22 protein-coding genes are annotated in these 25751 nt (G+C 72.4%); 9 read left to right on the top strand and 13 right to left on the bottom strand.

Annotation, left to right across the window (positions count from 1 at the left end; genetic code table 11):
- Positions 1-30: 30 nt before the first annotated feature.
- Positions 31-2628 carry a hypothetical protein gene (locus QJ852_03090; protein ID WGX97428.1) on the bottom strand — a complete coding sequence of 866 codons (2598 nt, stop codon included), beginning with the start codon at positions 2626-2628 and terminating at the stop codon, positions 31-33.
- Between the two features lie 956 nt (positions 2629-3584).
- Between QJ852_03090 and QJ852_03085 the strand changes: the two genes are divergently transcribed.
- The 3 genes from QJ852_03085 (at position 3585) to QJ852_03075 (ending at position 6325) form a co-directional block, all read left to right on the top strand.
- A complete protein-coding gene (locus QJ852_03085) occupies positions 3585-4052 on the top strand; it encodes an amidase domain-containing protein (protein ID WGX97427.1) in 468 nt (155 codons plus the stop codon).
- A gap of 2 nt (positions 4053-4054) precedes the next feature.
- Positions 4055-4750, top strand: a complete 696-nt coding sequence (locus QJ852_03080) for a hypothetical protein (protein WGX97426.1) — start codon at positions 4055-4057, stop codon at positions 4748-4750.
- A 99-nt stretch (positions 4751-4849) separates the two neighbouring features.
- A complete protein-coding gene (locus QJ852_03075; GenBank protein ID WGX97425.1) occupies positions 4850-6325 on the top strand; it encodes a M1 family metallopeptidase in 1476 nt (491 codons plus the stop codon).
- A gap of 5 nt (positions 6326-6330) precedes the next feature.
- On the opposite strand, the gene QJ852_03070 is transcribed toward QJ852_03075, so the two are convergent.
- A complete protein-coding gene (locus QJ852_03070) occupies positions 6331-7362 on the bottom strand; it encodes a serine/threonine-protein kinase (GenBank protein WGX97424.1) in 1032 nt (343 codons plus the stop codon).
- A 91-nt stretch (positions 7363-7453) separates the two neighbouring features.
- Between QJ852_03070 and QJ852_03065 the strand changes: the two genes are divergently transcribed.
- Entirely contained in the window at positions 7454-8296 is an 843-nt protein-coding gene (locus QJ852_03065; GenBank protein WGX97423.1) for a DUF1707 domain-containing protein, read from the top strand.
- Between the two features lie 117 nt (positions 8297-8413).
- On the opposite strand, the gene QJ852_03060 is transcribed toward QJ852_03065, so the two are convergent.
- The 6 genes from QJ852_03060 to QJ852_03035 form a co-directional block, all read right to left on the bottom strand.
- A complete protein-coding gene (locus tag QJ852_03060; GenBank protein ID WGX97422.1) occupies positions 8414-9811 on the bottom strand; it encodes a dihydrolipoamide acetyltransferase family protein in 1398 nt (465 codons plus the stop codon).
- 9 nt (positions 9812-9820) lie between these two features.
- Positions 9821-10798, bottom strand: coding sequence for an alpha-ketoacid dehydrogenase subunit beta (locus QJ852_03055; protein WGX97421.1), 978 nt, complete (start codon positions 10796-10798; stop codon positions 9821-9823).
- Positions 10795-11928: a pyruvate dehydrogenase (acetyl-transferring) E1 component subunit alpha gene (gene pdhA / locus QJ852_03050; GenBank protein WGX97420.1), complete on the bottom strand. Its 1134-nt coding sequence runs from the start codon at positions 11926-11928 to the stop codon at positions 10795-10797. Before pdhA ends, QJ852_03055 begins: the two co-directional genes overlap by 4 nt.
- A gap of 384 nt (positions 11929-12312) precedes the next feature.
- On the bottom strand, positions 12313-13191 hold the full coding sequence (locus QJ852_03045) for a hypothetical protein (GenBank protein ID WGX97419.1): 879 nt from the start codon (positions 13189-13191) through the stop codon (positions 12313-12315).
- Positions 13192-13219: 28 nt separating this feature from the next.
- A complete protein-coding gene (locus QJ852_03040) occupies positions 13220-14272 on the bottom strand; it encodes a hypothetical protein (GenBank protein ID WGX97418.1) in 1053 nt (350 codons plus the stop codon).
- A complete protein-coding gene (locus tag QJ852_03035; GenBank protein WGX97417.1) occupies positions 14272-14718 on the bottom strand; it encodes a hypothetical protein in 447 nt (148 codons plus the stop codon). Before QJ852_03035 ends, QJ852_03040 begins: the two co-directional genes overlap by 1 nt.
- A 50-nt stretch (positions 14719-14768) precedes the next feature.
- Here QJ852_03035 and QJ852_03030 point away from each other — a divergent pair, with 50 nt between their 5' ends.
- From QJ852_03030 to QJ852_03015, 4 genes are all read left to right on the top strand, one after another.
- Positions 14769-15452, top strand: a complete 684-nt coding sequence (locus tag QJ852_03030; GenBank protein WGX97416.1) for a GntR family transcriptional regulator — start codon at positions 14769-14771, stop codon at positions 15450-15452.
- A 52-nt stretch (positions 15453-15504) separates the two neighbouring features.
- Entirely contained in the window at positions 15505-15897 is a 393-nt protein-coding gene (locus tag QJ852_03025) for a phage holin family protein (protein WGX97415.1), read from the top strand.
- A gap of 11 nt (positions 15898-15908) precedes the next feature.
- Positions 15909-16412 (top strand): low molecular weight protein-tyrosine-phosphatase, encoded by a 504-nt coding sequence (locus QJ852_03020; GenBank protein WGX97414.1) that lies wholly within the window; start codon positions 15909-15911, stop codon positions 16410-16412.
- Between the two features lie 133 nt (positions 16413-16545).
- Positions 16546-17391, top strand: a complete 846-nt coding sequence (locus QJ852_03015; GenBank protein ID WGX99522.1) for a 3-hydroxybutyryl-CoA dehydrogenase — start codon at positions 16546-16548, stop codon at positions 17389-17391.
- A gap of 177 nt (positions 17392-17568) precedes the next feature.
- On the opposite strand, the gene QJ852_03010 is transcribed toward QJ852_03015, so the two are convergent.
- From QJ852_03010 to QJ852_02990, 5 genes are all read right to left on the bottom strand, one after another.
- The gene (locus QJ852_03010) at positions 17569-19296 is read right to left on the bottom strand and encodes an AMP-binding protein (protein ID WGX97413.1); all 1728 of its coding nucleotides are present in this window, start codon (positions 19294-19296) and stop codon (positions 17569-17571) included.
- 88 nt (positions 19297-19384) lie between these two features.
- Positions 19385-20893 (bottom strand): aldehyde dehydrogenase family protein, encoded by a 1509-nt coding sequence (locus tag QJ852_03005; protein WGX97412.1) that lies wholly within the window; start codon positions 20891-20893, stop codon positions 19385-19387.
- Between the two features lie 79 nt (positions 20894-20972).
- Entirely contained in the window at positions 20973-21716 is a 744-nt protein-coding gene (locus QJ852_03000) for a VWA domain-containing protein (protein WGX97411.1), read from the bottom strand.
- Positions 21717-21925: 209 nt separating this feature from the next.
- The gene (locus QJ852_02995; protein ID WGX97410.1) at positions 21926-22828 is read right to left on the bottom strand and encodes a MoxR family ATPase; all 903 of its coding nucleotides are present in this window, start codon (positions 22826-22828) and stop codon (positions 21926-21928) included.
- A 6-nt stretch (positions 22829-22834) separates the two neighbouring features.
- Positions 22835-23947: an NDMA-dependent alcohol dehydrogenase gene (locus tag QJ852_02990; GenBank protein ID WGX97409.1), complete on the bottom strand. Its 1113-nt coding sequence runs from the start codon at positions 23945-23947 to the stop codon at positions 22835-22837.
- A 170-nt stretch (positions 23948-24117) separates the two neighbouring features.
- Here QJ852_02990 and QJ852_02985 point away from each other — a divergent pair, with 170 nt between their 5' ends.
- Positions 24118-25728, top strand: a complete 1611-nt coding sequence (locus tag QJ852_02985) for a helix-turn-helix domain-containing protein (GenBank protein WGX97408.1) — start codon at positions 24118-24120, stop codon at positions 25726-25728.
- The last annotated feature ends 23 nt before the right edge of the window (positions 25729-25751 follow it).

Raw genomic sequence — 25751 nt, 5'->3', positions numbered from 1 at the left:
CAGGTAGCCACCCCTGCCGTGACCCACGCCTCACCGCCGGAACTTCACCTTCTTCACCGTGCCATTGGGCCGGAGCTTCACGACGACGGTCACCTTGACCGTCTTCTTGGTCTTCTTGCCGCTCTTCTTCACCTTCTTCGCCTTGGCACAGAAGGTGAGCCTCTTGTCGAGCCGGAGATACGGCTGGCCGACCTTCGCGATCACCTGATCGGTGGTCATCCGCTTGCGGACCATCCGCTTGCCGAGCTTCCTCGCCTTGGCCAGCGACATCCGCAGGACCGGGTTGCGGCAGGAGTCCGGGCGTACGCCGTACGCGCGCTCCCACATCTGCAGGTAGGCCTCGGCGCCGCGGGCCATGTCGTCGACGATCTTCGCGCCGTCGCCGCGCTGCTGGGCCTCGGCCACCTGGCGCAGGTCCTCGACCCAGTCGGGGTAGAGGCCGTACTGCGCGACGCCGTCGGTGTTGATGTCCCACACCCGCTGGCCGGCGCGCTGCTTGTCGACGGTGACCCCGCCGAGACCCGTGAAGGGATAGCGCACCGGGTTCGGTACGCCGGCGCCGCGCGGGTTGCCCTGGGCACCGAGGCCGTTGATGTCGGCGCCGAAGCCGAAGCCGAAGTAGTAGCGGGAGTCGGCCCAGCCCAGGTGGCGGCGCCACTTCTCGACGAAGCCGGTCGAGTCGCCGGCGTAGGGCGTGATGAATCCGCCGGCGCGGTAGATCCGCGGGTAGGTGTCCGGCGTCGACCACGAGTGGCTGGAGATGACCCCGGCGTACCTCAGGTCCTCGATGACGTCCATGGACGCGGCGCGCGCCTTGACGGAGAGGTGGTCGGGGTCGAACACCATCTTGCGCTTCGCGAGACCCTCGATCGTGTGGACGCCGAGCTCGGTCAGCCCGCGCCGGTTGCAGTGCGCGGGCTGCGGATAGAGCGGCAGCGCCGGGAGGATGCCGAGCACCTTCCCGAGCGCTCCGAACAGCGCGTCCTGCTGGCCGGCGCTGATGTCGGGCAGCGTGATCTGGGCGTTGTCGGCGGACTCGCCGTCGGCGGGCTCGCAGTGCTCCATCGCCCAGAAGGTGCCGGTCTCGAGGAAGTTCGCGGCGTTGACCAGTGGCCCGATCGCGCCGGCGTCCCCGGCCACGCCCGCGAGGGCATTGTCGAACTTGTTGACCAGCTCCATCTGGCGCACGCCGAGCGCCTGCATCTCGTCGAGGTTCGCGTCGATCTCGGCCTTGCTGCAGGCCGGGAAGTCGCGTCCGAGCAGCGTCTTGTAGGTGCAGCCGAACGGGATCGAGGTCTCGATGCCCATGACCACGGCCATCTTGCCGGCATTGATCACGCGCCGGGCCTCGAAGGGATCCTTCACGATCCGGTAGAAGCCCCTGCCCGGGCCGCCGAACTGGGCGTCGATGTAGTCCTGCATCACGTGCATGTCCTTGGCCTGCAGCCGGATCGAGGTCATGTCGTCGCAGGAGTTCCGCTTGAGCGGGTAGAGCTGGCAGAGCTTGTTGTTCTCGACGAGCAGGTTGACGAAGAGCCGCTGCCCGCCGCGCCAGGCGCGCTCCAGCCACCGGTAGTAGGTGCCCTCGTGGGTGAGCGACTCCGGTGCCGGCCAGTCCTTGAACGTGGGCCAGCCGACCGGGTCGTGCGCCGGCTTCCCGGAGAGCACCGACTCGAGCAGCGCGCCCTTGCCTCCGGTGAGCTTGTGGTCGGCACAGTCCTCCAGCGCGTACGGCGCGCCGTACTCGTGCCAGGGACGGCCGCAGTGCACCTTGCCGCCGAGGAACTCGAACGCCATGCCGTGGGTGTGCGCGTCGACGAAGCCCCGGACCTCCTGGTACGGCGCCGCGCCGCCGAACGGCTCACCGCTGACGTTGATGTCGGCCTCGGGGTACGCCGGGCAGCCGTCGACGAGGCGCAACTGGAAGGGGGTCCCGGTCGCTCCCGTCGTGAGCGTGCGGTCCTGCACGACGAGGGCACCGGCACCGTCGATCTGGAGGACGAAGGCGCCGGGACCACCGGAGACGGTCCAGTCCGCCGCCGGACCGGGCTTGGCCGCGATCCCCACCGAGCCGTCGCCGTTGCGGGTCAGCTCGCCCTCGGCGGCGTGCAGCAGGTAACCGCCGAGCCGCGTGGCCTTGAAGTAGTAGGGGCCGAAGGTGGCGCCGCCACCACTGAGCGCGTAGCAGCCGCCGGCCATCGCGAACCGATCGGCGGGCGCGGGCGTGCGGGCCGGGTAGGCGGCAGTGGGCACCAGTCGCGGGTCGGGCAGCGCCCGCTCGCCGTCGACGTACGACGCGGCGGCCCGGCGCTCCGCCGCCGAGGTCGGGTCGACCGTCGCGGCCAGGTCGTCACCGACCGCCAGGCCGCGCGCGACGTCGTTCTTGGTCGCGGGGTCGTTGTGGTCGTGCGGCGCCAGTAGCGCGTCGTCGTGGGGGACGCCGAGGTCGGACTTGCGCTGCTCGGAGGCGGCGGCGAGCGACCTGGTCCCGTCGTTCGCGCCGGCACCCGGCCCCGTGCCCGTGACCGTCGGCACCGCGAGCGCGACCCCCACCACGGCCAGCGCGACCAGCGCCGCGAGCCCGACCCGCTGCCACCCCTGCGTGGGCTCGACCTGTGCTTCGACCACGACTCCACCTCCGCGTTCCGGGCGCACGACAGTGACCCCGATCACCCCGTCCAACGACGCCGCGTGGCCCGGGTGACGCAGAAAGGTGAATCGCTGTCAGATTCACTGGCGACGAGTCCCCCGGGCAACTCGGGACGTAGTCAGCGCATGTGCCGGGCGGCGGGCCTAGGGGGCGTCGGGCGTCCTATCCAAGTCCGCCGCTCGGGCAGCGGCAAGGGCCTTGCGGTTCTTGGCGCATCGGAGCGATCACAATCCCGCCCTCGCACTCCGTCACCGACAACGAGGCCGCCGGCAAGAAGATCGGAGAACTTCGGATTTCTCGTTGCAGCAGCGATATGTTCCGCCGGTGATATCACGCAACCGGCCGCCGCCCCGGCCCGCGGAGCCGCGTTGGGCGCGGGCTTTCTTTGTTCGGTTGGCGTTGCTGCTGATGACGTCGAGCCTTCTCGGAGCGCCAGTCTCGCTGCTGGGCGCCCCACCAGCGGTGGCCGGCACCGGAACCCCGCATCTGTACGCGGGTGAATATCTGTACGGAGACCAATACCTCGCATCCCCCGACGGACTACTTCTGCTGATCATGCAGACCGATGGCAATCTCGTGATCTACGGCTCGAACGGTCCGGGGACAGGCTCCGTTGCACTGTGGTCGAGCGGGACCTCCGGCAACCCTGGATCCTTTGCGGTACTCCAGGGTGACGGCAACCTCGTCGTGTATCGAGGCGACGGAGTTCCCTTGTGGAGTTCGGGCACGAACGGAAGGCCCGTGCATCGCGCCGTGATGCAAGATGACGGAAATCTCGTACTCTACGGCGTGGACAATGCCGTCTACTGGGCCACTTACACCACATGGACGCCCAACCCTCGCCCTTCGTACCCATATGATCGGGACGCCGCCCGAGACTACGCGAACACCTACTGGAACACACGCCACCCAGCTTTCCCTCAAGGGTTCGAAAATGATTGCGCCAACTTTGCCAGTCAGGTCCTCTGGGCGGGGCGGCATCGAGATGCGCTGGCCGAGCGGGCCGTTGCTGGGCTCCAACAATCTTCCGGACAAGTGGGCGGCGAGCATCAACGGATGGACGCACAGCTGGAGCATCGCGCGCAAGCTGTACTCCTTCGTCACCCAGAAGCTGGGCGCCGATTCGACCTACATCGCAAGATCATCCTCGAGGCCCCCCGCCTACGTGAACGGCTCGAAGGGGGATCTGGTCTTCTATGAGTGGGGCAATCAGGACGGTCAGCTCATCGACCACGTCAATGTGAGAGTCGCAGCAGGAAAAGATCCCCATTCTCCATTCACAGGTGACCGCGTGAACGGCCACAACACCAACCGCCAGAAGGCGATCTGGCACCTGTGGCCGTACAATGCCAACAGAACCACCACCTTCTACTATCTCGTCCGAATCCCGAGCGGGGCGTAGCAATGAACAAGAGTCATCGGACCGTCGTGGTCGCTTCGCTCCTCGTCGCCGCGGTGGCGGCCGTCGTCGCGAGCATGAGCGGGATCATGGGCGGGACCACCACCGCACGCTCCGGAGCCGACGCTGATCGCGCGGCGGTCATCGATGCGGCCCTGCTCGGCATCAATACCGCCCAGAATGCCATCTCGGTGGATCCTCGATCAGGTTTGGTCGAGCCCTTTCTCATCGAGATGAGCGAGGCCGACGCCCACCGCCGCGAGTACCTCAGCCTTCCTGCCGACTATCAAGCCGGCTTGGCAACTGCACGAGACGATGTCGAGCGATTCCTCGCCGGAAGAGCCAAGTCGGAAGCACTCGCCAGGAACGACGAATGGGTTGCATACCTGCCGGAGATCATTCCTCAACTTGTCAAGGTAGCCGCCGACCCCATCAACAACTCACTTCTTGAAGGAGATGAGGCGATCAGCTACATCCTTGCGAGCGGGGGCAAGGATTTGAAGGTGACGACGGTCGAGTTCGGCGAGAACTCCGCCCAATTGACGGGCTCAGTGTTGCTGTGGTCGTCGGGCGTCGGCATCGGGAGCAGGCAGCTTCAGGTCTACTCGCCGACAGGAGTATCGGACGTTGAGATTGAACTGGTGCGAGAAGATTCGACCTGGAAGGTGTCGGACTTGAGCATGACGCCTCGGGCTCCGTGACGACAAGTAGTCACGTCTCCGGACGTCAGGTCGACGTGCGGGCCGAGGTCAGGGACGTGGCCCGTCTACTCTGCGACCCACCACTGCCATGATGCGTGCATGAGACGCGGCGCGCGCACCGGCGGCCTCCTGGCCGCGGCCGCCGGCTGCCTGCTGCTCGCCGCGTGCGGCGGGGTGTCGTGGCAGCCCGCCGGGCCGGGCGCGACGGCTCCGCCGGAGCCGACCAGCTCCCCCGGCAACGCGGCACCGCCCGGCGAGCTCGCGATCGCGCGCAACGACACCCGTGCCGACTCGGTCTACCCCGAGATCGGCGACCCGCTCGTCGACGCCCTGCACTACGACCTCGACCTGGCCTGGACGCCCGAGGAGGACCGGCTCGCCGCCACCGAGACGCTGACCTTCCGGGCCACGGCCGACGCGGAGCGGATCCCGCTCGACTTCAACGAACAGCTCGCGATCAGCGGCGCCACGCTCGACGGTGCGCCCGCCGAGGTCGCCGTCGAGGGCAACGACCTCACCGTGGCGCACCCGGTCACCGCCGAGCGGCAGTACGAGCTGGTGCTGGAGTACGCCGGCACCCCGGCGAGTGCCCCCGCGCCGAGTGCGCGCAGCGACTTCGCACAGGGCGTGGGCTGGAGCATCACCGACGAGCACGAGACCTGGACCCTGCAGGAGCCCTACGGCGCCTTCACCTGGTACGCCGCCAACGACCACCCGTCCGACAAGGCGCTCTACGACTTCACGCTCACCGTCCCGGCCCCGTGGGCCGGCGTCGCCAACGGCGTCCTCACCTCCTCGACCACCGACGGCGGGCGGAGCGTGAACACCTGGCACCTCGCGGAGCCGGCGGCGGCGTACCTCGTGACGGTGGCGTTCGGCGACTTCCAGCACACGGAGCTGGAGTCGGAGAGCGGCGTGCCGATCCAGGTCTGGACCGACGCCGACGGCGAGGCCCTGCCCGGTGACACCTCCTTCGCACCGGGCGCGATCGACTGGCTCGAGCGGATCCTGGGCCCGTACCCGTTCGACAGCTTCGGCGTGCTCGTCGTCGACAACGACAGCGGCATGGAGACGCAGACCATGGTGACGCTCGGCGACTCGCCGTACAGCCTCTCGGCGGCGGTCCTCGTGCACGAGGCCGCGCACCACTGGTACGGCGACACGGTGACCCCCGCCGACTGGTCGGACGTGTGGATGAACGAGGGCATGGCGATGTACCTCCAGGGCATGTGGGAGGCCGAGCAGGAGGGCATCCCGATCGCCCGGAAGATGGACGACTGGGCCGACTTCGAGTCCGGCCTGCGGGCGGCGGCCGGCCCGCCCGGCGCGTTCGACCCGGCCCAGTTCGGCGACGGCAACATCTACTACGGCCCGGCGCTGATGTGGCAGGAGCTGCGCGAGCGGATCGGCGAGAAGAAGTTCTTCGAGGTGCTCCGGGAGTGGCCGGCCGCACAGGCCAACGACACCGCCGACCGCGAGGAGTACCTCGACTGGATCGAGGACACGACCGGCGAGGAGCTGTCCGCCTTCTTCGACGACTGGCTGCTGGACCGGGCCACGCCGCCACGCGACTGATCGGGTCAGCGGGCGGGCGGCGCGCCGGGCCACAGACAGCGGGCGGCGGCGGCCAGGACCGCGTCGCGCGGCAGCTCGTCGAGGCGGCGCGGGCCGTGGGCGGTGGCGAGCGCGCGAGCGGTGCAGCCGGCCGCCGCGGGGTCGAGGTCGGCGTCGCGCTCCAGGGCGCGGGCGAGGATCCGGGCCGCGGCGTCGGGATCGGGGGCACGGGTGGCGTCCCTGCCCAGCGCCGTGACCGAGCCGGCGAGGGCGGCGGCGAGGGCGGCGACCACCGCGGTCGCCCGTGCCGCCCGGGCTCTCCGGGCCTTCCGGCGTCCGGCCGGACCCGGGACGCTCCTGCGCAGCTCGTCGCGCAGTGCGGCGGCCGAGGGACAGTCGCCGGCGAGCGCGGCGCGGAGGACCCGGGCGAGCCGACGAGGGAGAGGACCCACCGACCCGCCGTCGTACGGCGCGCGGCCGGTCAGGCAGGCCCCGAGCAGGCGGCCCAGCGCCTCGAGATCGCCCGCCACACCGTGGTCCGCCTCGCCGGCCCGACCCGCGATCCCGAAGTCGGCGAGATAGGCGACGGTGTGGGTGCCGCGGCGACGCAGCAGCACATTGGCCGGCTTGATGTCACGGTGCACCAGGCCGACCCGGTGCGCCTCGGCGAGGCCGTCGGCGACCTGCGCGACGAGATCCGCCGCCTCGCCGGGCGGCAGCGGCCCGTGGGCGCGCAGGGCGGCGCCGAGATCGCCGTCGGGCACCAGCCGGCTGACGAGGTAGAGCCGGCCGTCGATCTCGCCGTGCGCGAAGACCGGCACCACGTGCGGCGAGTCCAGCGACGCCTGCGCCCGCGCCTCGCGCACGAACCGCGCCCGGAAGTCCGGGTCGTCCGCGAGCTCCGGGACGATCACCTTGAGGGCGACGTGCCTGCCGAGCACGGTGTCGAGGGCGTCGTACACGGCGCCCATGCCACCCCGGCCGAGGCGCCGCACGATGCGGTACGGCCCGAGCTGGTCGCCGGGTGCCGGCGTACCCGGGCACGGCGGAGTCGGCATCCCTCCGTTCTACCGGCTCTTGGTACGGCGGGCGAACGGTCATCCCCAGCCCCGCCCCGGCCGGCGGCCGGCGTCTCGGTAGCGTCGAGGCGTGGACGAGCGCGGCAGCTGGGCGACCGAGGCCGACCGGATGGCGGCACTGAGCCTCCTGGAGTCGGCGTACGGCGAGGGGCGCCTCTCCCGCACCGAGTGGGAGCGGCGGGGCGATCTCGCCCTGCGCGCGGAGACCATGGACGACCTCACCAGGCTCACCGACGACCTCCGGCCCGAACCCACCGCGGAGGGCCGTCCGACGAGGTCCCGCCTCGCCGTCGCCGGTGCCGTGGTCGCACTGGTCCTGGGCGGCGTGGTCTACGCGGCCCTCGACGACGAGCCCGAGCCGGCCTCGGTCGCCGGTCCGGCCGCCCCGGCCGACGAGCCGGTCGCGGAGCCCCGGGCGCCCGAGCCAGCGCCGCCGGCCGACGTGGAGCAGCCCGTCCACGAGCCTGCCTACTCCTTCACACCGGACGGCGTGCGCGACTTCACCACCCTCTACCAGGAGAGGTTCGGCCGTCCGCCCCGCGCCCTGGCCTTCGGCTTCACCGGCCACCAGGCCGTGATCTACCGCCCCTCCCGAGCCGACGGCAAGATCCGCCGCTGGTTCCTGCGCGACGGCATCTTCCTCGACGACGGTGTCCGGACCCCGAGTGCGCCGCTCGAGCCCGGCCCGATCGCCCTCGCCGAGGTCGACATCGACGCGATGTTCCGGCACGTGCGCACCGCGGAGCGCTCGGCGACCGGCCCGGTCGACGTCGTCGGCGTGACCATCCTGCGCGCCGACGGCCGGGCCTCGGTCGTGGTCTCGGCGGGCAACCGGTCGAGCGGCATCTGCTACCGGATCACCACGACCCTCGCGGGGGAGCTGCTCACCCAGGGCGAGGAGCCCTGCGGCTGAGGTGCTCATCGTCGGAGCACCTCCGAGACCCCACCGTCATCGTTGAGTTGCCCCTTCCTCACCGTCGAGTTGCCACCTCTGCGCAACTGAACGGTGAGTTTGCGGCAACTCAACGGGCTAGAACAACAGTGCGGTCGCCGGGTCGCTGATCAGGTCGGCGACATCGGCCAGGAAGCGCGAGCCGGTGGCGCCGTCGATGTGGCGGTGGTCGAAGGACAGCGACAGTGTCATCACCTGGCGCGGGACGACCTGGTCGCCGATGACCCACGGCTGCGGCTTGATCGCGCCGAGGCAGAGGATCGCGGACTCGCCGGGGTTGATGATGGGCGTACCGCCGTCGACCCCGAACACCCCGACGTTGGTGATCGTGAAGGACCCGCCGGCGAGCTCGGCGGGCTGGGTGCGGCCCTCGCGGGCGGTCGCGGTCAGCGCCTCCAGGGCCCGGGCGAGCTCGACGAGCGAGAGGGCGTGAGCGTCCTTGACGTTGGGGACGACCAGGCCCCGCGGGGTGGCGGCGGCGATGCCGAGGTTGACGTACTGCTTGACCACGACCTCCTGGGCCGCCTCGTCCCAGGCGGAGTTCACCAGAGGGGTACGCCGCATCGCGAGCAGGCAGGCCCGGGCCGCGACGAGCAGTGGGCTCACCTTCACCCCCGCGAACTCGGGACGCTCCTTGAGGCGCGCGACGAGCTCGACGGTCGCGGTCGCGTCGATGGTCACCCACTCGGTCACGTGGGGGGCGGTGAAGGCCGAGGCGACCATGGCGGCGGCCATGTTCTTGCGCACGCCCTTGACCGGCTCGCGGGTCTCGCGCCCGGCCGGGTCGGCCGCCACGGCCACGACCGGGGAGGCGGGCGTGGGTCGGGAGCCGGGTGCGGCGCCACCGGCGGCGGCGAGCACGTCCTCCTTGCTGACGGTGCCCTTCGGCCCGGTCGGCACCAGCGCCGTCAGGTCGATCCCGAGGTCGCGGGCCAGGCGCCGGACCAACGGCTTGGCGAGGGCCCGCACCGGGCGGTCCGCTCCGCCGTCCGAGGCGGCGCCCGGCGCAGGCGCCTGCGCCGGCGCGTCCGGGGCGGCCCCGTCTCCCTTGCGCGCGCGACGCTTGAGCGCCCGCTGCTTGGGGCCGTAGCCGACCAACGTGGCGTTGCCCGCCGGTGGGATGTTCGTGTCGATGACCTCCGCTGCCGGAGCCGCCGCTGCCGCCACTGCCGCAGGAGCCGCCGCGGCCGCAGGAGCCGCCGCGGCCGGAGCGGAACCGCCCGCCGGCGCGGTGCCCGGCTCGCCGATCCGGATGATCGGCATGCCGACCTCGACGGTGTCGCCCTCCGCGGCGAGCAGCGCCAGCACCTGCCCGGCGTACGGCGAGGGCAGCTCGACGATGGACTTGGCGGTCTCGATCTCGACCACGACGTCGTTGATCGCGACGACGTCGCCCTCCTTGACCCGCCAGGCGACGATCTCGGCCTCGGTGAGGCCCTCGCCGACGTCGGGGAGCTTGAACTCGTGGGCGGTCATGGCAGCTCCTCAGAACCCGAAGGTCCGGTCGACGGCGTCGAGGATCCGGTCCAGGTCGGGCAGGAAGTCCTCCTCGATCCGGGCAGGCGGGTAGGGCGTGTCGAAGCCGCCGACGCGCAGCACCGGGGCCTCGAGCGAGTGGAAGCACTCCTCGGTGACCCGGGCGGCGATCTCGGCGCCGACGCCGAGCGTCACGTGGGCCTCGTGCACCACCACCAGCCGTCCGGTACGACGGACCGACTCGACGACGGGGACCAGGTCGAGCGGCGAGAGGGTGCGCAGGTCGATGACCTCCAGCGAGCGGCCCTCCTCGGCGGCGACGGTGGCCGCGTCCAGGCAGGTCGAGACCGTCGGCCCGTAGGCGACGAGGGTCGCGTCGGCCCCGGGCCGGACCACCCGCGACTGCCACAGCGGCGCGGGCGGTGCGCTCTCGTCGACCTCGGCCTTGGTGGAGTGGTAGAGCCGCTTCGGCTCGAGGAACACGACCGGGTCGTCGCTGTGGACGGCCTGCTGGATCATGGCGTACGCGTCGGCGGGGTTCGAGCACGCGACGACCTTGAGGCCGGGCGTGTGCACGAACTGCGCCTCGGGCGACTCGCTGTGGTGCTCCACGGCGCCGATGCCGCCGCCGAACGGGATCCGGATGACCATCGGGACCCGGACCTTGCCCCGGCTGCGGAAGTGGATCTTGGCGACCTGGCACACGATCTGGTCGTAGGCCGGGTAGACGAAGCCGTCGAACTGGATCTCGACGACGGGACGGTAGCCGCGCATCGCGAGGCCGACGGCGGTGCCGACGATCCCGGACTCGGCCAGCGGGGTGTCGATCACCCGGGCGTCGCCGAAGTCCTTCTGCAGGCCGTCGGTGATCCGGAAGACGCCACCCAGCGCGCCGACGTCCTCCCCCATGACGACGACCTTGGGGTCGTCCTCCATGGCCTGGCGGAGCCCGGCGTTGAGCGCCTTGGCGAGGGTCATGGTGGTCATCGGCGGGCCTCCTCGAAGGTGGCGGCGTGGGCGTCGTACTCCGCCTGCTGGGCCGCCAGCTCGGCCGTCTTCTCCGCGTGGACGACGTCCCACAGGTCGTGGGTCGAGGGGTCGGGGAGGGCATGGCACTCGCGACGCATCCGCTCGCCGAGGGCGTCGGCCTCGGCGGCGACCTCGGCCAGGAAGGCGTCGTCGGCCAGGCCGTTGCGCCGCAGGTAGACCTCGAGCCGGGCGATGGGATCCTTGAGCTTCCAGTGCTCGACATCGTCGCTGAGCCGGTAGCGGGTGGGGTCGTCGGTCGTGGTGTGGGCGCCCATCCGGTAGGTGTAGGCCTCGATCAGGATCGGTCCCTGCCCGTCGCGGGCCCGCTGCAGCGCGGCCTTCGTGACGGCGTACGTCGCCAGCACGTCGTTGCCGTCGACGCGGATGCCGGGGAAGCCGAAGCCCTGGGAGCGGCGGTAGAGAGGGATCCGGGACTGGCGCTCGAAGGGCTCGGAGATCGCCCACTGGTTGTTCTGGCAGAAGAACACGACCGGCGCGTTGAAGGAGGCGGCGAACACGAACGCCTCGTTGACGTCGCCCTGGGACGACGCCCCGTCGCCGAAGTGGGCCACGACCGCGGTGTCGCGCTCGGGGTCGCCGGTGCCGACCAGGCCGTCGCGCTGGATCCCCATCGCGTAGCCGGTGGCGTGCAGCGTCTGCGCGCCGATGACGATCGTGTAGAGGCCGAAGTTGTGCTCGTCGGGGTCCCAGTCGCCCTGGTCGACGCCGCGGAACAGGGCGAGCAGCCGGACCGGGTCGACCCCGCGGCACCAGGCGACGCCGTGCTCGCGATAGGTCGGGAAGACGAAGTCCTGCGGCGCGAGCGCCCGGCCGGCACCGATCTGGGCCGCCTCCTGGCCGAGGAGCTGGGCCCACAGGCCGAGCTCGCCGTGGCGCTGCAGCGCGGTCGCCTCGACGTCGAGGCGGCGCACGAGGGTCATGTCGCGGTAGAAGCCGCGCAGCTCGTCGGCGGTGAAGTCGACGTCGAAGCCGGGGTGGTGGACCCGCTCACCCTCGGGCGTCAGGAGCTGGACGAGCTCGGGCTCGGGTGTCTGCTCGGGGGCCGGTCCGAAGACGGGGTCGGTCATGTCGCCACTCCTTGCGGCCGCCCGCGGGATCGCCGCGGCACGGGTCGGGGGGGGTTGGTCCGTGGGTCCGGGTCCGTCACAGGGGTGGCGTGACGGGTGATCCGGATCACGTCTGCGATCACCACGATACTCGTCCCCATGAACGGCAGCTGCTCTGTCAACGGCGTACGACGCCGCGCGTGACGCACGGGAGTCCACTCCCGGCGCCCTGTCCCCCCAGGGCGGTACGACGACGCGGGGAGCCGGGTCGTCGTACCGGTGCTTCACTGCTCGGCGGAGCTGTCGCCGCGCCTCCCGGAAGGCGGGCCCGGGGACCGGGGACGATGGGGGTCGGTCCGGTCGCGGCTGCCCAGGTGGGGGAACGGGTCGCTCACGCGCGTGAGCCTAGTAGTAGTCGGCCCCCGGGGCGGACGATTCGCCGCGACGGCGCGACCACAGCGAGAGGACCACGAGGACCAGGCCGGCGGGGGCCGCCAGCAGGAAGCCGCGCGCATAGGGCTCGAGCGAGCCGATGACGGTGTCGAGCAGCACGCCGGCGAGCTCGCGCCGCTCGACCTCCACCCGGTCCAGCGCGGCGGACGCGAGCGGCGCGGCGGCCACCTGCAGCGCCACCGCCGCCAGGGCCACCCCGAGCAGGGCCAGGCCAACCGTCCGACACCGGCCGCGCCAGCCGCGGGCCGCCAGCAGCGCGACCGCGACCAGGCCCAGCCACACGAAGGGCAGCACCCGAGTGACGCCGTCGAGGGTCCGGTACGCCGGGCCCGCCTCGGCGACCTTGGCCTCCCGCTCCACGGGCACCTGCAGCGGGATGTCGGGCAGCAGGCCGACCGGGATGCCGCGGTCCTGGAGCTGCAGCAGGACCTGGGCCACGAGCAGGCTCGCGTCGACGGTGATCGATCCGTCCGCCGGGGCGTCGGGGTCCTCGAGGATCGTGAGCACCTGGTCGTGCAGGTCGGCGTTGGCCGAGCGCCAGAACGTCGGGAACTCGGGGCTTTCCACGACCACGGTCGCGGCGGCCCGCGCCCAGTCGCGCGCCGCCGCGGGCAGGCCGACCGGGGAGTACTGCTGGAGTGCCTCGATCGCGCCCGCCGCGGCGGCGTCGGCCAGGACCCGGCGCACGGTCGGGTCGTCCGCGAGGCCGGCCACCGTGTCGACGTACTCGTCCCGGTCGTCGACGCGGGCGGTCAGCCAGGTGCCCGCGATGGCGAGCGGGGCGAGCAGGGTGGCGAGCAGGACGGCCACCGTGGCGGTGAGGGAGCGCACGCGGTCAGGATGCCGGACGGGCCGCCGGTCAGCCGGCCTTGTCGATCTTCCAGCGACCGCCCTCGAGGGCCAGGTCGATCTGGAACTCCTGAGCGGTGCCCTGGACGGAGACCTCGACCTGCACCGTCGCCGTGCCCGCGTCCTCGTCGACCTGGGCCGCACCGACCTCGTAGGTGACGAGGTCGCCCAGACCCGTCGGGATCTGGTCGGCGCTGCACCGGCCGCCCTTGCTGAGGTACGCCGAGGTGACCAGGTCCTCGGCCGTCGCGCAGTCCCCGGCGAAGGCGGCGTCGAAGAACGCCTCGACGACCGCGCCGGGCTCGTTGGGGACGGCGTCGGCGGTGCTGGAGCCGCCGGCGGACGGGCTCCCGCCCGACGTGGGCGGGGCGGTGAGCACGCCGGTCGGCTCCTCACCGGGACCGTCGTCGGAGCCGGCGTCCGGATCCTCGGAGCCGGTCGTGCGCGAGGGCGCGTAGGACGACACCAGCCAGGTCCCGTCGACCTTCTCGAGGAGGAAGGTGTACGTCGCCCGGCCCGCCGAGCTGCTGAAGTCGGCCTGCACGCTCGCGGTCGAGCCGTCGATGCTGGCCTCGTGGACCTCGGACTCGACGTCCTCGCTCGCGAGCAGCGCGAAAGCCTCGGAATCGCACGGATCGGCCGCCTTGGCCTGCTCGGTGAGCAGCCGCTCCGCCGCCGCACAATCGCCGTCCTCGGCCGCGTCGACCAGGTCCTCGACGACGTCCTCGGGCCCACCGGCGGAGCTGTCGTCGCCCCGCCCGTCGCCGTCGTCGTCACCCGACAGAGCGACGACGAGGCCGATGATCACGCCGACGAGCAGGACCGCGCCGACGATGCCGAGCACGATCCACCGGCCCTTGCCCGAGCCGCGCTCCGGCGTACCGGGTCCGCCGGGGCCCCACGGGCCGCCGGGACCGCCCGGGGTGCCCGGCGGGGGGAAGGGCGGCGGCCCGCTCGGGGGAGGGCCGCTCGGGGGCGGCCCACTCGGCCCGCTCGATCCGCCGGGCGGGCCGGCGGGAGGCGGGGGCGGCGGGGCGCCGTACGGCGGTGGGGGCTGGCTCATCAGGGACCCATCTGCTCGACGTATTCGGAGAACCAGGACTCCATGTCAGCGGGGTCGGTGGGGAAGTCCGGGATCTGGGTGGGCATACCCGACGGGAAGCCGGTCGGAACCTTGGTGGGCTTCTCGTTCGGAACCGCCGGCAGGCTCGGCATCCTGCTGGCCGGCATCGTGGGCACGGTGGTCGGCAGGTCGCTCGGGAAGTCCGAGGGGTCGATCGTCGGCAGGTCGAGGGTCGTGCCCGATGCCGGGGCCTCGGGCACCGTGCTGCTGGCGTCCTCGACGACCCGGCCGCCGTCGTCGTCGCCGTCGCGCCCGGCCATCAGGAACGCCGCCACGGCCACGATCGCCACGACCAGCAGCACCCCGAGCACGGCGACCACGGCGCGGAGGCCGCGTCCTCCGCCCACCTCGAGGGACGGGCCGTCGGTCGGGAGCTCGGGAGGCACGGGGGTCAGCCTAAGGCGTGGGTGGAGCCCGGTGCTTGCACAATGGGGTCATGGCCGGAGTCTTCACCCCGCTGAGCGTGGAGCACGCCTCGACGGTGACGCGCGTCGCCGCGGAGGTGCGGCGTGCGGTGTTCGAGGGCGAGCTCGAGAGCGGCACGCCGCTGCGCGAGGTCGCCCTGGCCGAGTCCCTCGGCGTCTCGCGGCCCACGGTCCGCGAGGCGCTGACCGTCCTGGTCGCCGAGGGCCTGGCGACCAGGGAGCCGCACCGCGGGGTCATGGTCGCCACGCCGCGGGCCGACTCGGTGCGCGACGTGTGCCGCGCGCGCTGGGTGCTCGAGGGCGCCGGCGTCCAGGCCTGGCCCGCCGCGGACGCCGTACGACGGGCCCGGGTGCGCACCACGCTCGACGCCTACACCGCCGCCGTCCGCGGCGGGGAGGCGTCCTACGAGGAGCTCAACGAGCGCCATCTCGCCTTCCACGTCTCCCTGGTCGAGCTGACCGGCAGCACCCGGCTGGTGCAGATGGCCGAGGCGCTGATGGCCGAGCTCAGGCTCGCGCTGGCGCAGGTGGAGCGGATGCACCGCAACGCCCACGACGAGGCGGGGTCCCACGAGGGGCTGGTCGAGCTGCTGGAGGCGGGCCGGATCGACGGCCCCGGCGGTGCCCACGCCTTCCTGCGCGCGCACATCGCCGACGCCGAGATCGAGATCATCGAGGCGCTCGGGCTGGAGTAGCGGCGCGGCCGCGTCGTCGCGCGCCCGGTGGGGCCTCTGCAAGACTGGCCGCATGCTGGCCTTCCTGTCCCGCTGGGCGATCACCGCAGCGGCGCTCGCCGTCGCCGCGCAGCTGATCGGCGGCATCTGGTTCGAGGGCGCGACGTCGGGCCGCGCCGAGTTCGACGACAAGTGGCTGCCCCTGGTCGGGGTCGCGCTCATCTCGTGCGTGGTGACGGCCTTCGTCAAGCCGCTGCTGACGCTGCTCTCGATCCCGTTCATCCTGGTGACGCTGGGCCTGTTCCTCATCGTGCTCAACGCACTGCTGCTGCTCCTCACCGCATGGCTGGCCGACGCGGTCGACATCGGCTTCCACGTCGACGGCTTCTGGCCCGCGGTCTGGGGCTCGATCATCATCAGCATCACGACCTGGTTCCTCGACGCCGTCGTCGGTGTCGACGACTGAGCGCAGCGCCGATGGTCGCCGCTCCCCCGCCCCGCTCGCCGGGGCAGTACCGGATCGCGCTCGTCTGCCTCGGCAACATCTGCCGCTCGCCGATGGCCGACGTCGTCCTGGCCGCCCGGGTCGCCGAGGCCGGGGTCGACGACCGGGTCGCGGTGGTCAGCGCGGGCACCGGTGACTGGCATGCCGGCGACCCCATGGACCGCCGCGCGGCGGCGCTGCTGACCGCCGAGGGCTACGACGCCAGCCGGCACCGCGCGCAGCAGGTGCTCGTGTCCTGGCTGGACGAGCAGGACCTCGTCCTCGCGATGGACCGCGACAACCTGCGCGACCTGCGCGCCCTCGGCGAGGCGGACCCGGCCCGGGTCCGGCTGTTCCGCGACTTCGACCCGGAGGAGCCCGGCGGCGAGGTCCCGGACCCCTACTACGGCGGCGACGCCGGGTTCCGCACCGTGCTCGCCATGGTCGAGCGGACCTCCGAGGCGCTCGTCACCGCCGTGACCGCCGCCCTCGACTGACCGGACGGAGTCCCGCCGCCGCGAGACCCCGGCTGGCCCTACTCGCCGGTCACCCGTACGTTTACTAGGACGTCCTAGCAACGGCCCGGCGACCGGCACGCGGCCGACGAACGAGGGGAACCTGATGACGAGCATCGCGCGTGTGGGAGTGGTCGGCGGCGGCCTGATGGGATCGGGCATCGCGGAGGTCAACGCCCGCGCCGGCAAGGACGTGATCGTCGTGGAGTCCTCCCCCGCCGCCGTCGAGGCCGCCCGCCAGCGCCTCGAGAGCTCCCTCAAGCGCGCCGAGAGCCGCGGCAAGATCGAGTCCGCGGACGCCGTCCTCGCCCACATCCGCGTCGTCGAGGAGCTCACCGCCCTCGCCGACCGCGACATCGTGATCGAGGCCATCGTCGAGGACGAGCAGGCCAAGACCGACCTGTTCCGCCGGCTCGACGAGATCGTGACCAGCCCCGACGCGATCCTCGCCTCGAACACCTCGTCGATCCCGATCATGAAGCTCGCCGTCGCCACGAAGCGGCCGACGCACGTGCTGGGCGTGCACTTCTTCAACCCGGTGCCCGTGCTCAAGCTGGTCGAGCTGGTCCCGTCCCTGATGACCGACGAGGCCACCACCGAGCGGGCCCGGGCCTTCGTGCAGGACGACCTGGGCAAGACCGCCATCGACTGCCAGGACCGCGCCGGCTTCGTCGTCAACGCCCTGCTGATCCCGTTCATCCTCTCCGCGATCCGGATGTTCGAGTCCGGCTTCGCCTCCGCGGAGGACATCGACCACGGCCTGGTCCTCGGCGCCGCGCACCCGCAGGGCCCGCTCGCGCTGGCCGACCTGATCGGCCTCGACACCGTCAAGGCCGTCGCCGAGTCGCTCTACGAGGAGTTCAAGGAGCCCCTCTACGCCGCCCCGCCGCTGCTGGCCCGCATGGTCGAGGCCGGGCTGCTCGGTCGCAAGACCGGCCGCGGGTTCTACACCTACGGCTGATCCGCTCGCGGGACGGTCGGGCGGGCAGGTGCTGTAACACGCTGTCCACCTGACTACCTGGCGATTGTCAGCAGAAATCCGGCTGATTCCGGGCGATTTCCGCGGAGAACCGGCGACCAGTCGAGTGGACAGCGTGTTACACGCCAACCCGGACCCGGCGGCCGCCCGCCAGCCGGATCAGCCCCGCAGCCCCGGGAAGTCCTCGTCGCGGAACTCCCCGACGGGCCGCTGCCCCTCGACCTCGGCCTCGCGCTGGCGCAGCTCGACCCGGCGGATCTTGCCGGAGATGGTCTTGGGGAGCTCGTAGAACTCCAGTCGACGCACCCGCAGGAAGGGCGCGAGGTGCTCGCGGGCGTAGCGCAGGATCGACTCCGCCGTCTCCTCCGTCGGCTCGTGTCCGGCCACGAGGGCGACGTACGCCTTCGGGACGGCGAGGCGCACCGGGTCGGGCGCCGGGACCACCGCCGCCTCGGCGACCGCGGGGTGCTCGATCAGCACCGACTCCAGCTCGAACGGGCTGATCTTGTAGTCGGAGGCCTTGAAGACGTCGTCGGTGCGGCCGACATAGGTGATGTAGCCGTCCTCGTCCCGGGCCGCGACGTCGCCGGTGTGGTAGTGACCGCCGGCCATCGCGTCGGCGTTCTTCTCCGGGTCGCCCTGGTAGCCGGTCATCAGCGTCAGCGGCGCGCCGGCCGGGCTGTCGTGCAGGTCCAGGCAGATCTCGCCCTCCCCCACGCCGTCGACGACGGTGCCGGTGAGCGGATCGACCAGCACCACCGGTACGCCGGGCAGTGGGCGCCCCATCGAGCCGGACCTCACCGGCTGGCCGGGCGTGTTCGCGATCGCCGCGGTCATCTCGGTCTGGCCGAAGCCGTCGCGGATGGTCAGCCCCCAGTGCCGCTCGACCTGGCTGATCACCTCGGGGTTGAGCGGCTCGCCGGCGGCGATGGCCTCGCGGAGCTTGCCCGGGCCACCGGACAGGTCGGCGTTGATGAGCATCCGCCACACGGTCGGCGGCGCGCAGAAGGTGGTCACGCCCTCGGTCCGGAGCTGGCCGAGCAGCGCGGCCGCGTCGAAGCGCGCGTAGTTGTAGACGAAGACCGTGGCCTCCGCGAGCCAGGGCGCGAAGAAGTTCGACCAGGCGTGCTTCGCCCAGCCCGGGCTGGAGATGTTGAGGTGCACGTCGCCCGGCTGCAGGCCGAGCCAGTACATCGTCGACAGGTGGCCGACCGGGTAGGACACGTGGGTGTGCTCGACGAGCTTGGGCCGCGAGGTGGTCCCGGAGGTGAAGTAGAGGAGCAGCCGGTCGGTGCTGGCGTTGCCCGGGTGGGGCAGCGGCGCGGCCGGGACGTCGTACGCCGCGGCGTAGGACAGCCAGCCCGACGGGGCCTCGCCCACGGCGAGGCGCGCGTAGTCGCCGGGCACCTCGTCGAACTTCGCGGCGTCGGCGGCATTGCACACGACCGCACGCGCGGCGCCGCGGCCGAGCCGGTCCACGAGCTCGGCGGGCCCCACCGCGGTCGTGGTCGGCATGATCACCGCGCCGAGCCGGATCAGCGCCAGCATCGACTCCCACAGCTCGACCTGGTTGCCGAGCATCACCACGACGCTGTCGCCGCGGCCGATCCCCTGGGCGGCCAGATGCGCGGCGACCTGCTCGGAGCGGCTGACCAGCTCGCCGAACGAGTACGCCGCCCGACTGCCGTCCTCCTCGACGATGACCAGGCCCGGCCGGTCGCTGCCGCGCGCATAGCCGTCGAACCAGTCGTGCACGAAGTTGAACGTGGGCCCGACCTCCGGCCACTCGAAGCCCGCCACCGCCGCGTCGTACGACGTGCGCCGCTCCAGCAGGCCGTCGCGGGCGGCGCGCAACGCGGTGGTCGTGAGGGCGGTCGTCGTGCTCATGGTGCTCACTCTCGTCGGAAGGCGGCCGGCGCGGCACCCTCGATCGAGGGCACCGCGCCGGAGTGGCCGGCGCGGAGGGCCCGGCCGGTCAGGCCAGCAGCGCGTTGACCGACTTCTGCTCGGTGTAGGCGTCGATCGCCGACGCGCCGAGTTCGCGGCCCCAGCCGGACTGCTTGTACCCGCCGAAGGGCATCGCGGCGTCGAAGGCGTTGTGGCAGTTGATCCACACCGTGCCCGCCTTGATCTGACGCGCGGTGCGGTGCGCCTTCGTGACGTCCTTGGTCCACACCGAGGCGGCGAGCCCGTACGGCGTGTCGTTGGCCGCCGCCGCGACGCCGCGCTCCGCGCTGAACGGGGTGGCGACCACGACCGGCCCGAAGATCTCCTCGCGGTAGACGCTGAACGAGGAGTCGACGTCGACGAGCACGGTCGGCTCGACGTAGTAGCCGGTGTCCCCGTGGCGCGCGCCGCCGGTGAGGGCGCGGGCGCCGTCGCGCAGGCCCTGGTCGACGTACCCGAGGACCCGGTCGAGCTGGGTCTGCGACACCAGCGGCCCGACCGTGGAGGTCGGGTCGAGGCCGGGGCCGAGCTTGCTGGCGGCGGCGACCTCGGCGACACCTTGGGTGAACTCGTCGAAGATCCGGTCCTCCACGAGCAGACGGGTGCCGCTGGTGCAGGTCTGGCCGTGGTTGAACAGGAAGCCCGAGGCGGTGCCGGGGATGGCGAGGTCGAGGTCGGCGTCGGCGTACACGACCTGGGGGCTCTTGCCGCCCAGCTCCAGGGAGACCTTCTTCAGGTTGCCCTTGGCGGCATCGACGATGAGCCTGCCGACCTCGGTCGAGCCGGTGAAGGCGATCTTGTCGACGTCGTCGTGGCCGGCCAGCGCGGCCCCCGCGTCGCCGTAGCCGGTCACGACGTTGAAGACACCGTCCGGCAGGCCGCACTCGGCCATGATCTCGGCGAGCCGGAGCGCGGTGAGCGGGGTGTCCTCGGCCGGCTTGAGCACCACCGTGTTGCCACAGGTGAGTGCGACCGGGATCTTGAAGGCGGCCATCAGCAGCGGGAAGTTCCACGGCACGATCGCGCCGCACACACCGACCGGCTCGCGCAGGGTGTAGGCATGCCACTGGGTGCCGGGCGCCCACGGGACGGACACCGGGATGGTCCGGCCCTCGATCTTGGTGGCCCAGCCCGCGTAGTACTGGAACAGCTCGGCGACCCAGGTGATGTCGACGGCCTGCGCGACGCCCGCCGACTTGCCGTTGTCGAGCGACTCGAGCTGGGCCAGCTCCTCGGCGTGGTCGTAGATCGCCTCGCCGATCTTGAACAGCAGGCGCTGGCGCTGGGCAGGCGTCCACAGCGCCCACTCGCCCTCGAACGCGGTCCGGGCGGCGCGCACCGCGCGGTCGACGTCCTCCGCCTCGCCGTGGGCGACCCGGGTGAGGACCTGCCCCGTCGCCGGGTCGCGGGTCTCGAAGGTGCGGCCCGAGGCGGCGTCCACCCAGGAGCCGCCGATGAACAGGCCCTTGGGGCGGGCGAGCCAGTCACGCACGGCGGGGAGCGCGGCGTGGTCGGTGGGGACGAGCAGGTCGGTCATGGTTCCTCCGTAGGGAAGTCGATCGGTAGCGCCGAGCGTCGTGGCCCGCGCGCTCGGGGGGTGTTCAGCTTCTGGACATTCACGGTGCGAGCAGCCGGTCGAGGACGACGGGCAGCTCGGCGAGCGCGTCGAGCGAGGCGACCCGGGCGCCGGCCTCGCGGGCGAAGCGGCGGGCCTCGTCGTCATCCGACGCCGGTGCGACGACCAGCAGCTCGTCGAGCCCGCGCGCGGCCGGCAGCGGGTCGACGTCGTCGGTCACCCGGCAGTCGGAGAGCAGCACCGTGATCCGGCGCCGGGCCCGCGCCCCGGCGAGCTGCTCGCGCGCCGCCCGCAGGGCCGCGTCGAGGGACGTCATCCCGTGGCCGCGCAGGCCGAGCACGCGTTCGACGGTACGACGGGCCGGGCTCGCCGTCCCGAGACCGACGACCGTCTCGGCGCGGCGGTCGAAGGCGACCACCGCGAGCTCGCCACCGGACTCGGCCGACCGCAGCGCACAGGCAGCGGCGGCCATCGCCGCGGTCGCGAGCCGTCGTCCGTCCATCGACCCGGAGCGGTCGACGAGCAGGCACAGCGCGCTCGCGGGCCGCTCCCACACCGACGCGGTCAGCTCGTCGAGGGCCGGCGGCCGGCCCTCGCCGCGGGCGACGGCGACCGCCTCCAGGGACGCGTCCAGGTCGAGGTCGCCCCCGCGATCGGCCCGGGTCGGCCGCAGCCGACCCGCCCCGATCCGGCCGTGCGGACCGCTGCGCGCCCGCTCCAGCACGAGCCGCGGCACGAGGGCCTGCACCCGGGCCCGCAACGCGGGATCCGTCGCCCGGCTCATCAGCGCGAGCAGCGGCAGGACGTCGTCCGGGTCCTCGGCGACGGCCGACTCGACGGCCTCGACGTCGAGCTCGCCGACCTCCGGCGAGAGCTCCTCGAAGCGCGGGTTGCGCGCCAGCTCCGAGCGGCCGTGGGTCCGGTCCGGGCGGCCGCGCCGCGAGGCGGGTGGAGGCGTGAGTGGGGTGCCGCCCGCCCCCGCAGGGGGCGGGCTCAGGCTTCCCCCGAGCGCGGCTCCTCGCCGGACTCGGGGTCGGTGGCCTGTTCGGGGTCGGCGCCGAAGTGCGCGACGTAGAGCTCGGTGATGACCTCCTCGGGCCGCCGGGTCGATGCCTCGTCCACCCGGACCCGCCCGCTCAGCGCGACCAGCGCGGCGTCCAGGCCGGTGTGCCAGTCGTCCTCGGTGACCCCGCGGGCCCGGGCCAGCTGGTGGTTGATCCCGGCCAGGTCGATCGTGCCGCGCACCGACGAGCCCACCCGGAGCTCGGGATGCTCGCGGGTGGCCCGGACCAGGGCCACCGCACGGTCGCGCCACGCCTCGGACGGCACCGGCGCACGCTGGGCGAGGATCTCCTGCTCCGCCTCGGCCGACTGGTAGCCCATCGCGATCCGGCAGGTCCGGTCGTAGACGGCCGAGGACACCCGGGCGGTGCCGACGGCGTCGTAGGGGTTCATCGCGGCGACGACCGCGAAGCCCGGCGCCGCGCGGACCATGCCGAGCCGCGGGACGACGATCTCCCGCTCGGACATGACGGTGAGCAGGGTGTTGAGGGTCTCCTCGGGCACCCGGTTGAGCTCCTCGACGTAGAGCAGGCCGCCCTCGCGCATGGCGGTGAGGAGCGGTCCGTCGACGAAGACGTCCGGCTGGTAGCCCCGGCTCAGCACCAAAGCAGGGTCGAAGTGGCCGACCAGCCGGGCCGGGGTCAGCTCGGCATTGCCCTCGACGAGGGCGAACGAGCGGTCCCGGGCGGCGGCGACCCGGCGCAGCAGGGTGGTCTTGCCGGTGCCGGGAGGCCCCTCGAGGACGACGTGGGCGCCACTGGCCAACGCCGCCTCGAGAAGCTCGGTCTCCCGCGCCCGGTCGACGACCGACAGCGCCGTGAGCACAGCAGTCATCGGTCCTCAGTGCTCGTGGATGACGACGCCGCGCACGTTCTTGCCGTTGAGGAGGTCGTCGTAGCCCTCGTTGACCTGCTCGAGCGTGTACGTGCGGGTGAGGATCTCGTCGAGCTTGAGGTCGCCCGACTGGTAGAGCCCCAGGATCCGCGGGATGTCGACGGTCGGGTTGCAGTCGCCGAAGAGGCTGCCGCGCAGCTCCTTGCGGTAGAGCGTGAGCACCGAGCCGGGCAGCTGGATGTTGGTCTCCTCCAGCTTGTTGAGGCCGGTCAGCACGACCTTGCCGCCCTTGCCGACCGCGTTGAAGCCGTCGGAGACGATCTCCGCGGTCATCAGCCCGGGCGTGAGGATCGCCGCGTCGGCCATCTGGCCGCGGGTCAGGTTGGTGATGGTCTCCATCGCGAGCTCGGCCGACTCGAACGCGTGCGTGGCGCCGAGCTCCATCGCCTTCTCGCGCTTGTTGGCGAGCGGGTCGATCGCGATGACGTTCTTCGCCCCGGCCAGCGCGGCCCCCTGGACGGCGTTGATGCCGATGCCGCCGATGCCCATGACCACGACGGTCTCACCGGCCTTGACCTCGGCGGTGTTGACCGCCGCGCCCCAGCCCGTCGGGACGCCGCAGCCGACCAGGACGGCCTTCTCCAGCGGCAGCTCGTCGTCCACCTTGACGCAGGAGTTCTGGTGGATGACGCCGTACTGGCTGAACGTGCCGAGCATGCACATCGCGCCGTACTCGCCGGCGGGACCGGTGATCGGGAACCGCTCCCCGGGCAGGTAGCCGTCGAGGATGGTCGCGCCCATGTCGCAGATCGACTGCTGGCCGTTGGCGCAGTAGCGGCAGGTGCCGCAGTTGGGGATGAACGAGCACACGACGTGGTCGCCGACCTTGACCCGGGTGACGCCGGGGCCGACCTCCTCGATGATCCCGGCGCCCTCGTGGCCCAGGACCATCGGCAGCCGAGCCTCCAGGTCGCCGTGCGCGATGTGGACGTCGGAGTGGCACAGTCCGGCGTGGGTGTAGCGGATCAGCACCTCGCCCTCGCGGGGCTTGTCGAGGGTGAGCTCCTCGATCACGATCGGCTTGCCGGTCTCGTAGACGACTGCGGCCTTGGTCTTCATGAGGGTTCTCCTGATCTCGCGCCGGAAGGCTGGAGCGACGGGGCTGGGTGACGCCCGCCACACTCGCAAGACCGGCCGCGGGCGAGTGTTCAGAAACTGGACAACCGCCTCCCAACCCTGGTCCGCATACTGTGACGGCCGCCACGAGGAGCCGAGGCAGGGAGAGACGCGTGACGACACAGACGCACGACCTGCGCGACCCGATCGCGGAGTCCTGGCGGCGCGCCGAGCTCGCCGGGCTGACCCCCGGCTCGGCCCTGGATCACCTGACGTACGGCGACGTCGACCACACCACGCCGCTGCAGATGGCCGCCTCGCCCGTGCTCGACGAGCTCAACGAGCAGCTCGAGGGCACCATGTTCGGCACTCTCCTGGTCGACCGCGACGGCCGGATCGCCCAGCGCTGGTGCGGCGACACGGGCGCGCGGCGCGCGTTCGACAACCTCGGCGTGGACGTCGGGGCGTCCCTCCTGGAGGAGGCGGTCGGCACCAACGCGCTCGGCACCGTGCTGGAGACGCGCACCAGCATCTCGGTCAACGGCCGGGAGCACTTCGCCGTGGCCCTGCGGCGGTTCAGCTGCTACGGCCATCCGATCTTCCATCCCACCACCCGCCGGATCGAGGGCGTCCTCGACATCACGGCACTGATGGAGGAGGCCAGCCCGCTGCTGCCGCCGCTGGTGGCCCGCGCGGTGGCCGACATCGAGCAGCGGCTGCTCGACGGCAGCCGGGTCTCGGAGAAGCAGCTGCTCGCCGCCTTCCAGGCCGCCGCCAGCCGGCGGCGGGCGGTGGTCGCGATCGGCCACGACCTGCTGATGTCCAACCAGGCCGCCGCGGACCTGCTCGGGTCGACCGATGTGGCGCTGCTGCGGATGCTGGCCTCGGACGTGCGCGGCGAGGCGTCGATCGACCTCACCCTCGAGTCCGGGCTGGAGGTCCGGGTCGAGGCCGCGCGCGTCGGCGGCGCCCGCGGGGGCGCGCTCCTCCACGTCGAGCCGCACCGCGAGCCCCGCCGCACCCACCCGGCGGCGGCGACCACCGCCGCCCACGCTCCCCTGCTGGTCTCCGGCCCGCCCGGCTCCGGCCGCTCGACCGAGGCGCGCCGCCTCGCCGACCTCCAGCCGGTCGCCGTCCTCAGCGCCGCGTCCGCACTGCTCGACGGCACCGACGCCTGGGCCCGCAACTTCGCCGCCCTCGTCCGGGCCGGCCAGGGCTCGGTGTGTGTCGACGGGTTCGACCTGCTCCCTGACGACCTCCTCGACCTGGTTGCCGCCCATCTGGCCGAGCGCCGGGCGCCACGCCTGGTGCTGGTCGGCGGCCCGGTCGACTCCCTCTCCGGCCGCGCCGCCGCCCTGGCCGGCGAGTGCACCGAACGGCGGCTGCTCACGCCGCTGTCCGGCCGGCCCCACGAGATCCCCGAGCTGGTCCGCGCGATGCTCGTCGAGCTCGGCGCCGACCCCTCCCTCCACTTCACGCCCGGCGCCCTCGGGGCGCTGTCCTCCCAGCCCTGGCCCGGCAACCTCCGCGAGCTGCGCGCCGTCGTCGAGCACGTCGTACGCCGTCAGCGCACCGGCGCCGTCGTCCTCGACGTGCTCCCCGAGGCCTACCGGACCCAGGAGCCCGCCCGCCGCCTGGCACCCATCGACCGGGCCGAGCGCACCGTCATCGTGGAGGCGCTGCGCGAGCACGACGGCAACAAGGTCAAGGCGGCCCAGGCGCTCGGCATCTCGCGGACCACGCTCTACGCGAAGATGCGGGCGCTGCGGATCACGGTCTACTGAGGCCGGTCCCGAGCGCCGGTCCG

This window comes from Nocardioides sp. L-11A (assembly GCA_029961745.1).
Taxonomy (GTDB): domain Bacteria; phylum Actinomycetota; class Actinomycetes; order Propionibacteriales; family Nocardioidaceae; genus Nocardioides.
The sequence above is the reverse complement of the archived record's forward strand: the minus strand, read 5'-3'. Positions and strand labels throughout refer to the sequence as shown.

Excerpts from the sequence above, each read along its gene's own strand:
- QJ852_03075 (WGX97425.1), top strand. The coding sequence starts at position 4,850 with ATGAGACGCGGCGCGCGCACCGGCGGCCTCCTGGCCGCGGCCGCCGGC.
- QJ852_03000 (WGX97411.1), bottom strand. The coding sequence starts at position 21,716 with ATGAGCCGGGCGACGGATCCCGCGTTGCGGGCCCGGGTGCAGGCCCTC.
- pdhA (WGX97420.1), bottom strand. The coding sequence starts at position 11,928 with ATGACCGACCCCGTCTTCGGACCGGCCCCCGAGCAGACACCCGAGCCC.
- QJ852_03025 (WGX97415.1), top strand. The coding sequence starts at position 15,505 with ATGCTGGCCTTCCTGTCCCGCTGGGCGATCACCGCAGCGGCGCTCGCC.
- QJ852_02990 (WGX97409.1), bottom strand. The coding sequence starts at position 23,947 with ATGAAGACCAAGGCCGCAGTCGTCTACGAGACCGGCAAGCCGATCGTG.
- QJ852_03020 (WGX97414.1), top strand. The coding sequence starts at position 15,909 with ATGGTCGCCGCTCCCCCGCCCCGCTCGCCGGGGCAGTACCGGATCGCG.
- QJ852_03085 (WGX97427.1), top strand. The coding sequence starts at position 3,585 with ATGATTGCGCCAACTTTGCCAGTCAGGTCCTCTGGGCGGGGCGGCATC.
- QJ852_03005 (WGX97412.1), bottom strand. The coding sequence starts at position 20,893 with ATGACCGACCTGCTCGTCCCCACCGACCACGCCGCGCTCCCCGCCGTG.
- QJ852_03040 (WGX97418.1), bottom strand. The coding sequence starts at position 14,272 with ATGAGCCAGCCCCCACCGCCGTACGGCGCCCCGCCGCCCCCGCCTCCC.
- QJ852_03030 (WGX97416.1), top strand. The coding sequence starts at position 14,769 with ATGGCCGGAGTCTTCACCCCGCTGAGCGTGGAGCACGCCTCGACGGTG.
- QJ852_03070 (WGX97424.1), bottom strand. The coding sequence starts at position 7,362 with ATGCCGACTCCGCCGTGCCCGGGTACGCCGGCACCCGGCGACCAGCTC.
- QJ852_03060 (WGX97422.1), bottom strand. The coding sequence starts at position 9,811 with ATGACCGCCCACGAGTTCAAGCTCCCCGACGTCGGCGAGGGCCTCACC.
- QJ852_03080 (WGX97426.1), top strand. The coding sequence starts at position 4,055 with ATGAACAAGAGTCATCGGACCGTCGTGGTCGCTTCGCTCCTCGTCGCC.
- QJ852_03010 (WGX97413.1), bottom strand. The coding sequence starts at position 19,296 with ATGAGCACGACGACCGCCCTCACGACCACCGCGTTGCGCGCCGCCCGC.
- QJ852_03055 (WGX97421.1), bottom strand. The coding sequence starts at position 10,798 with ATGACCACCATGACCCTCGCCAAGGCGCTCAACGCCGGGCTCCGCCAG.
- QJ852_02995 (WGX97410.1), bottom strand. The coding sequence starts at position 22,828 with ATGACTGCTGTGCTCACGGCGCTGTCGGTCGTCGACCGGGCGCGGGAG.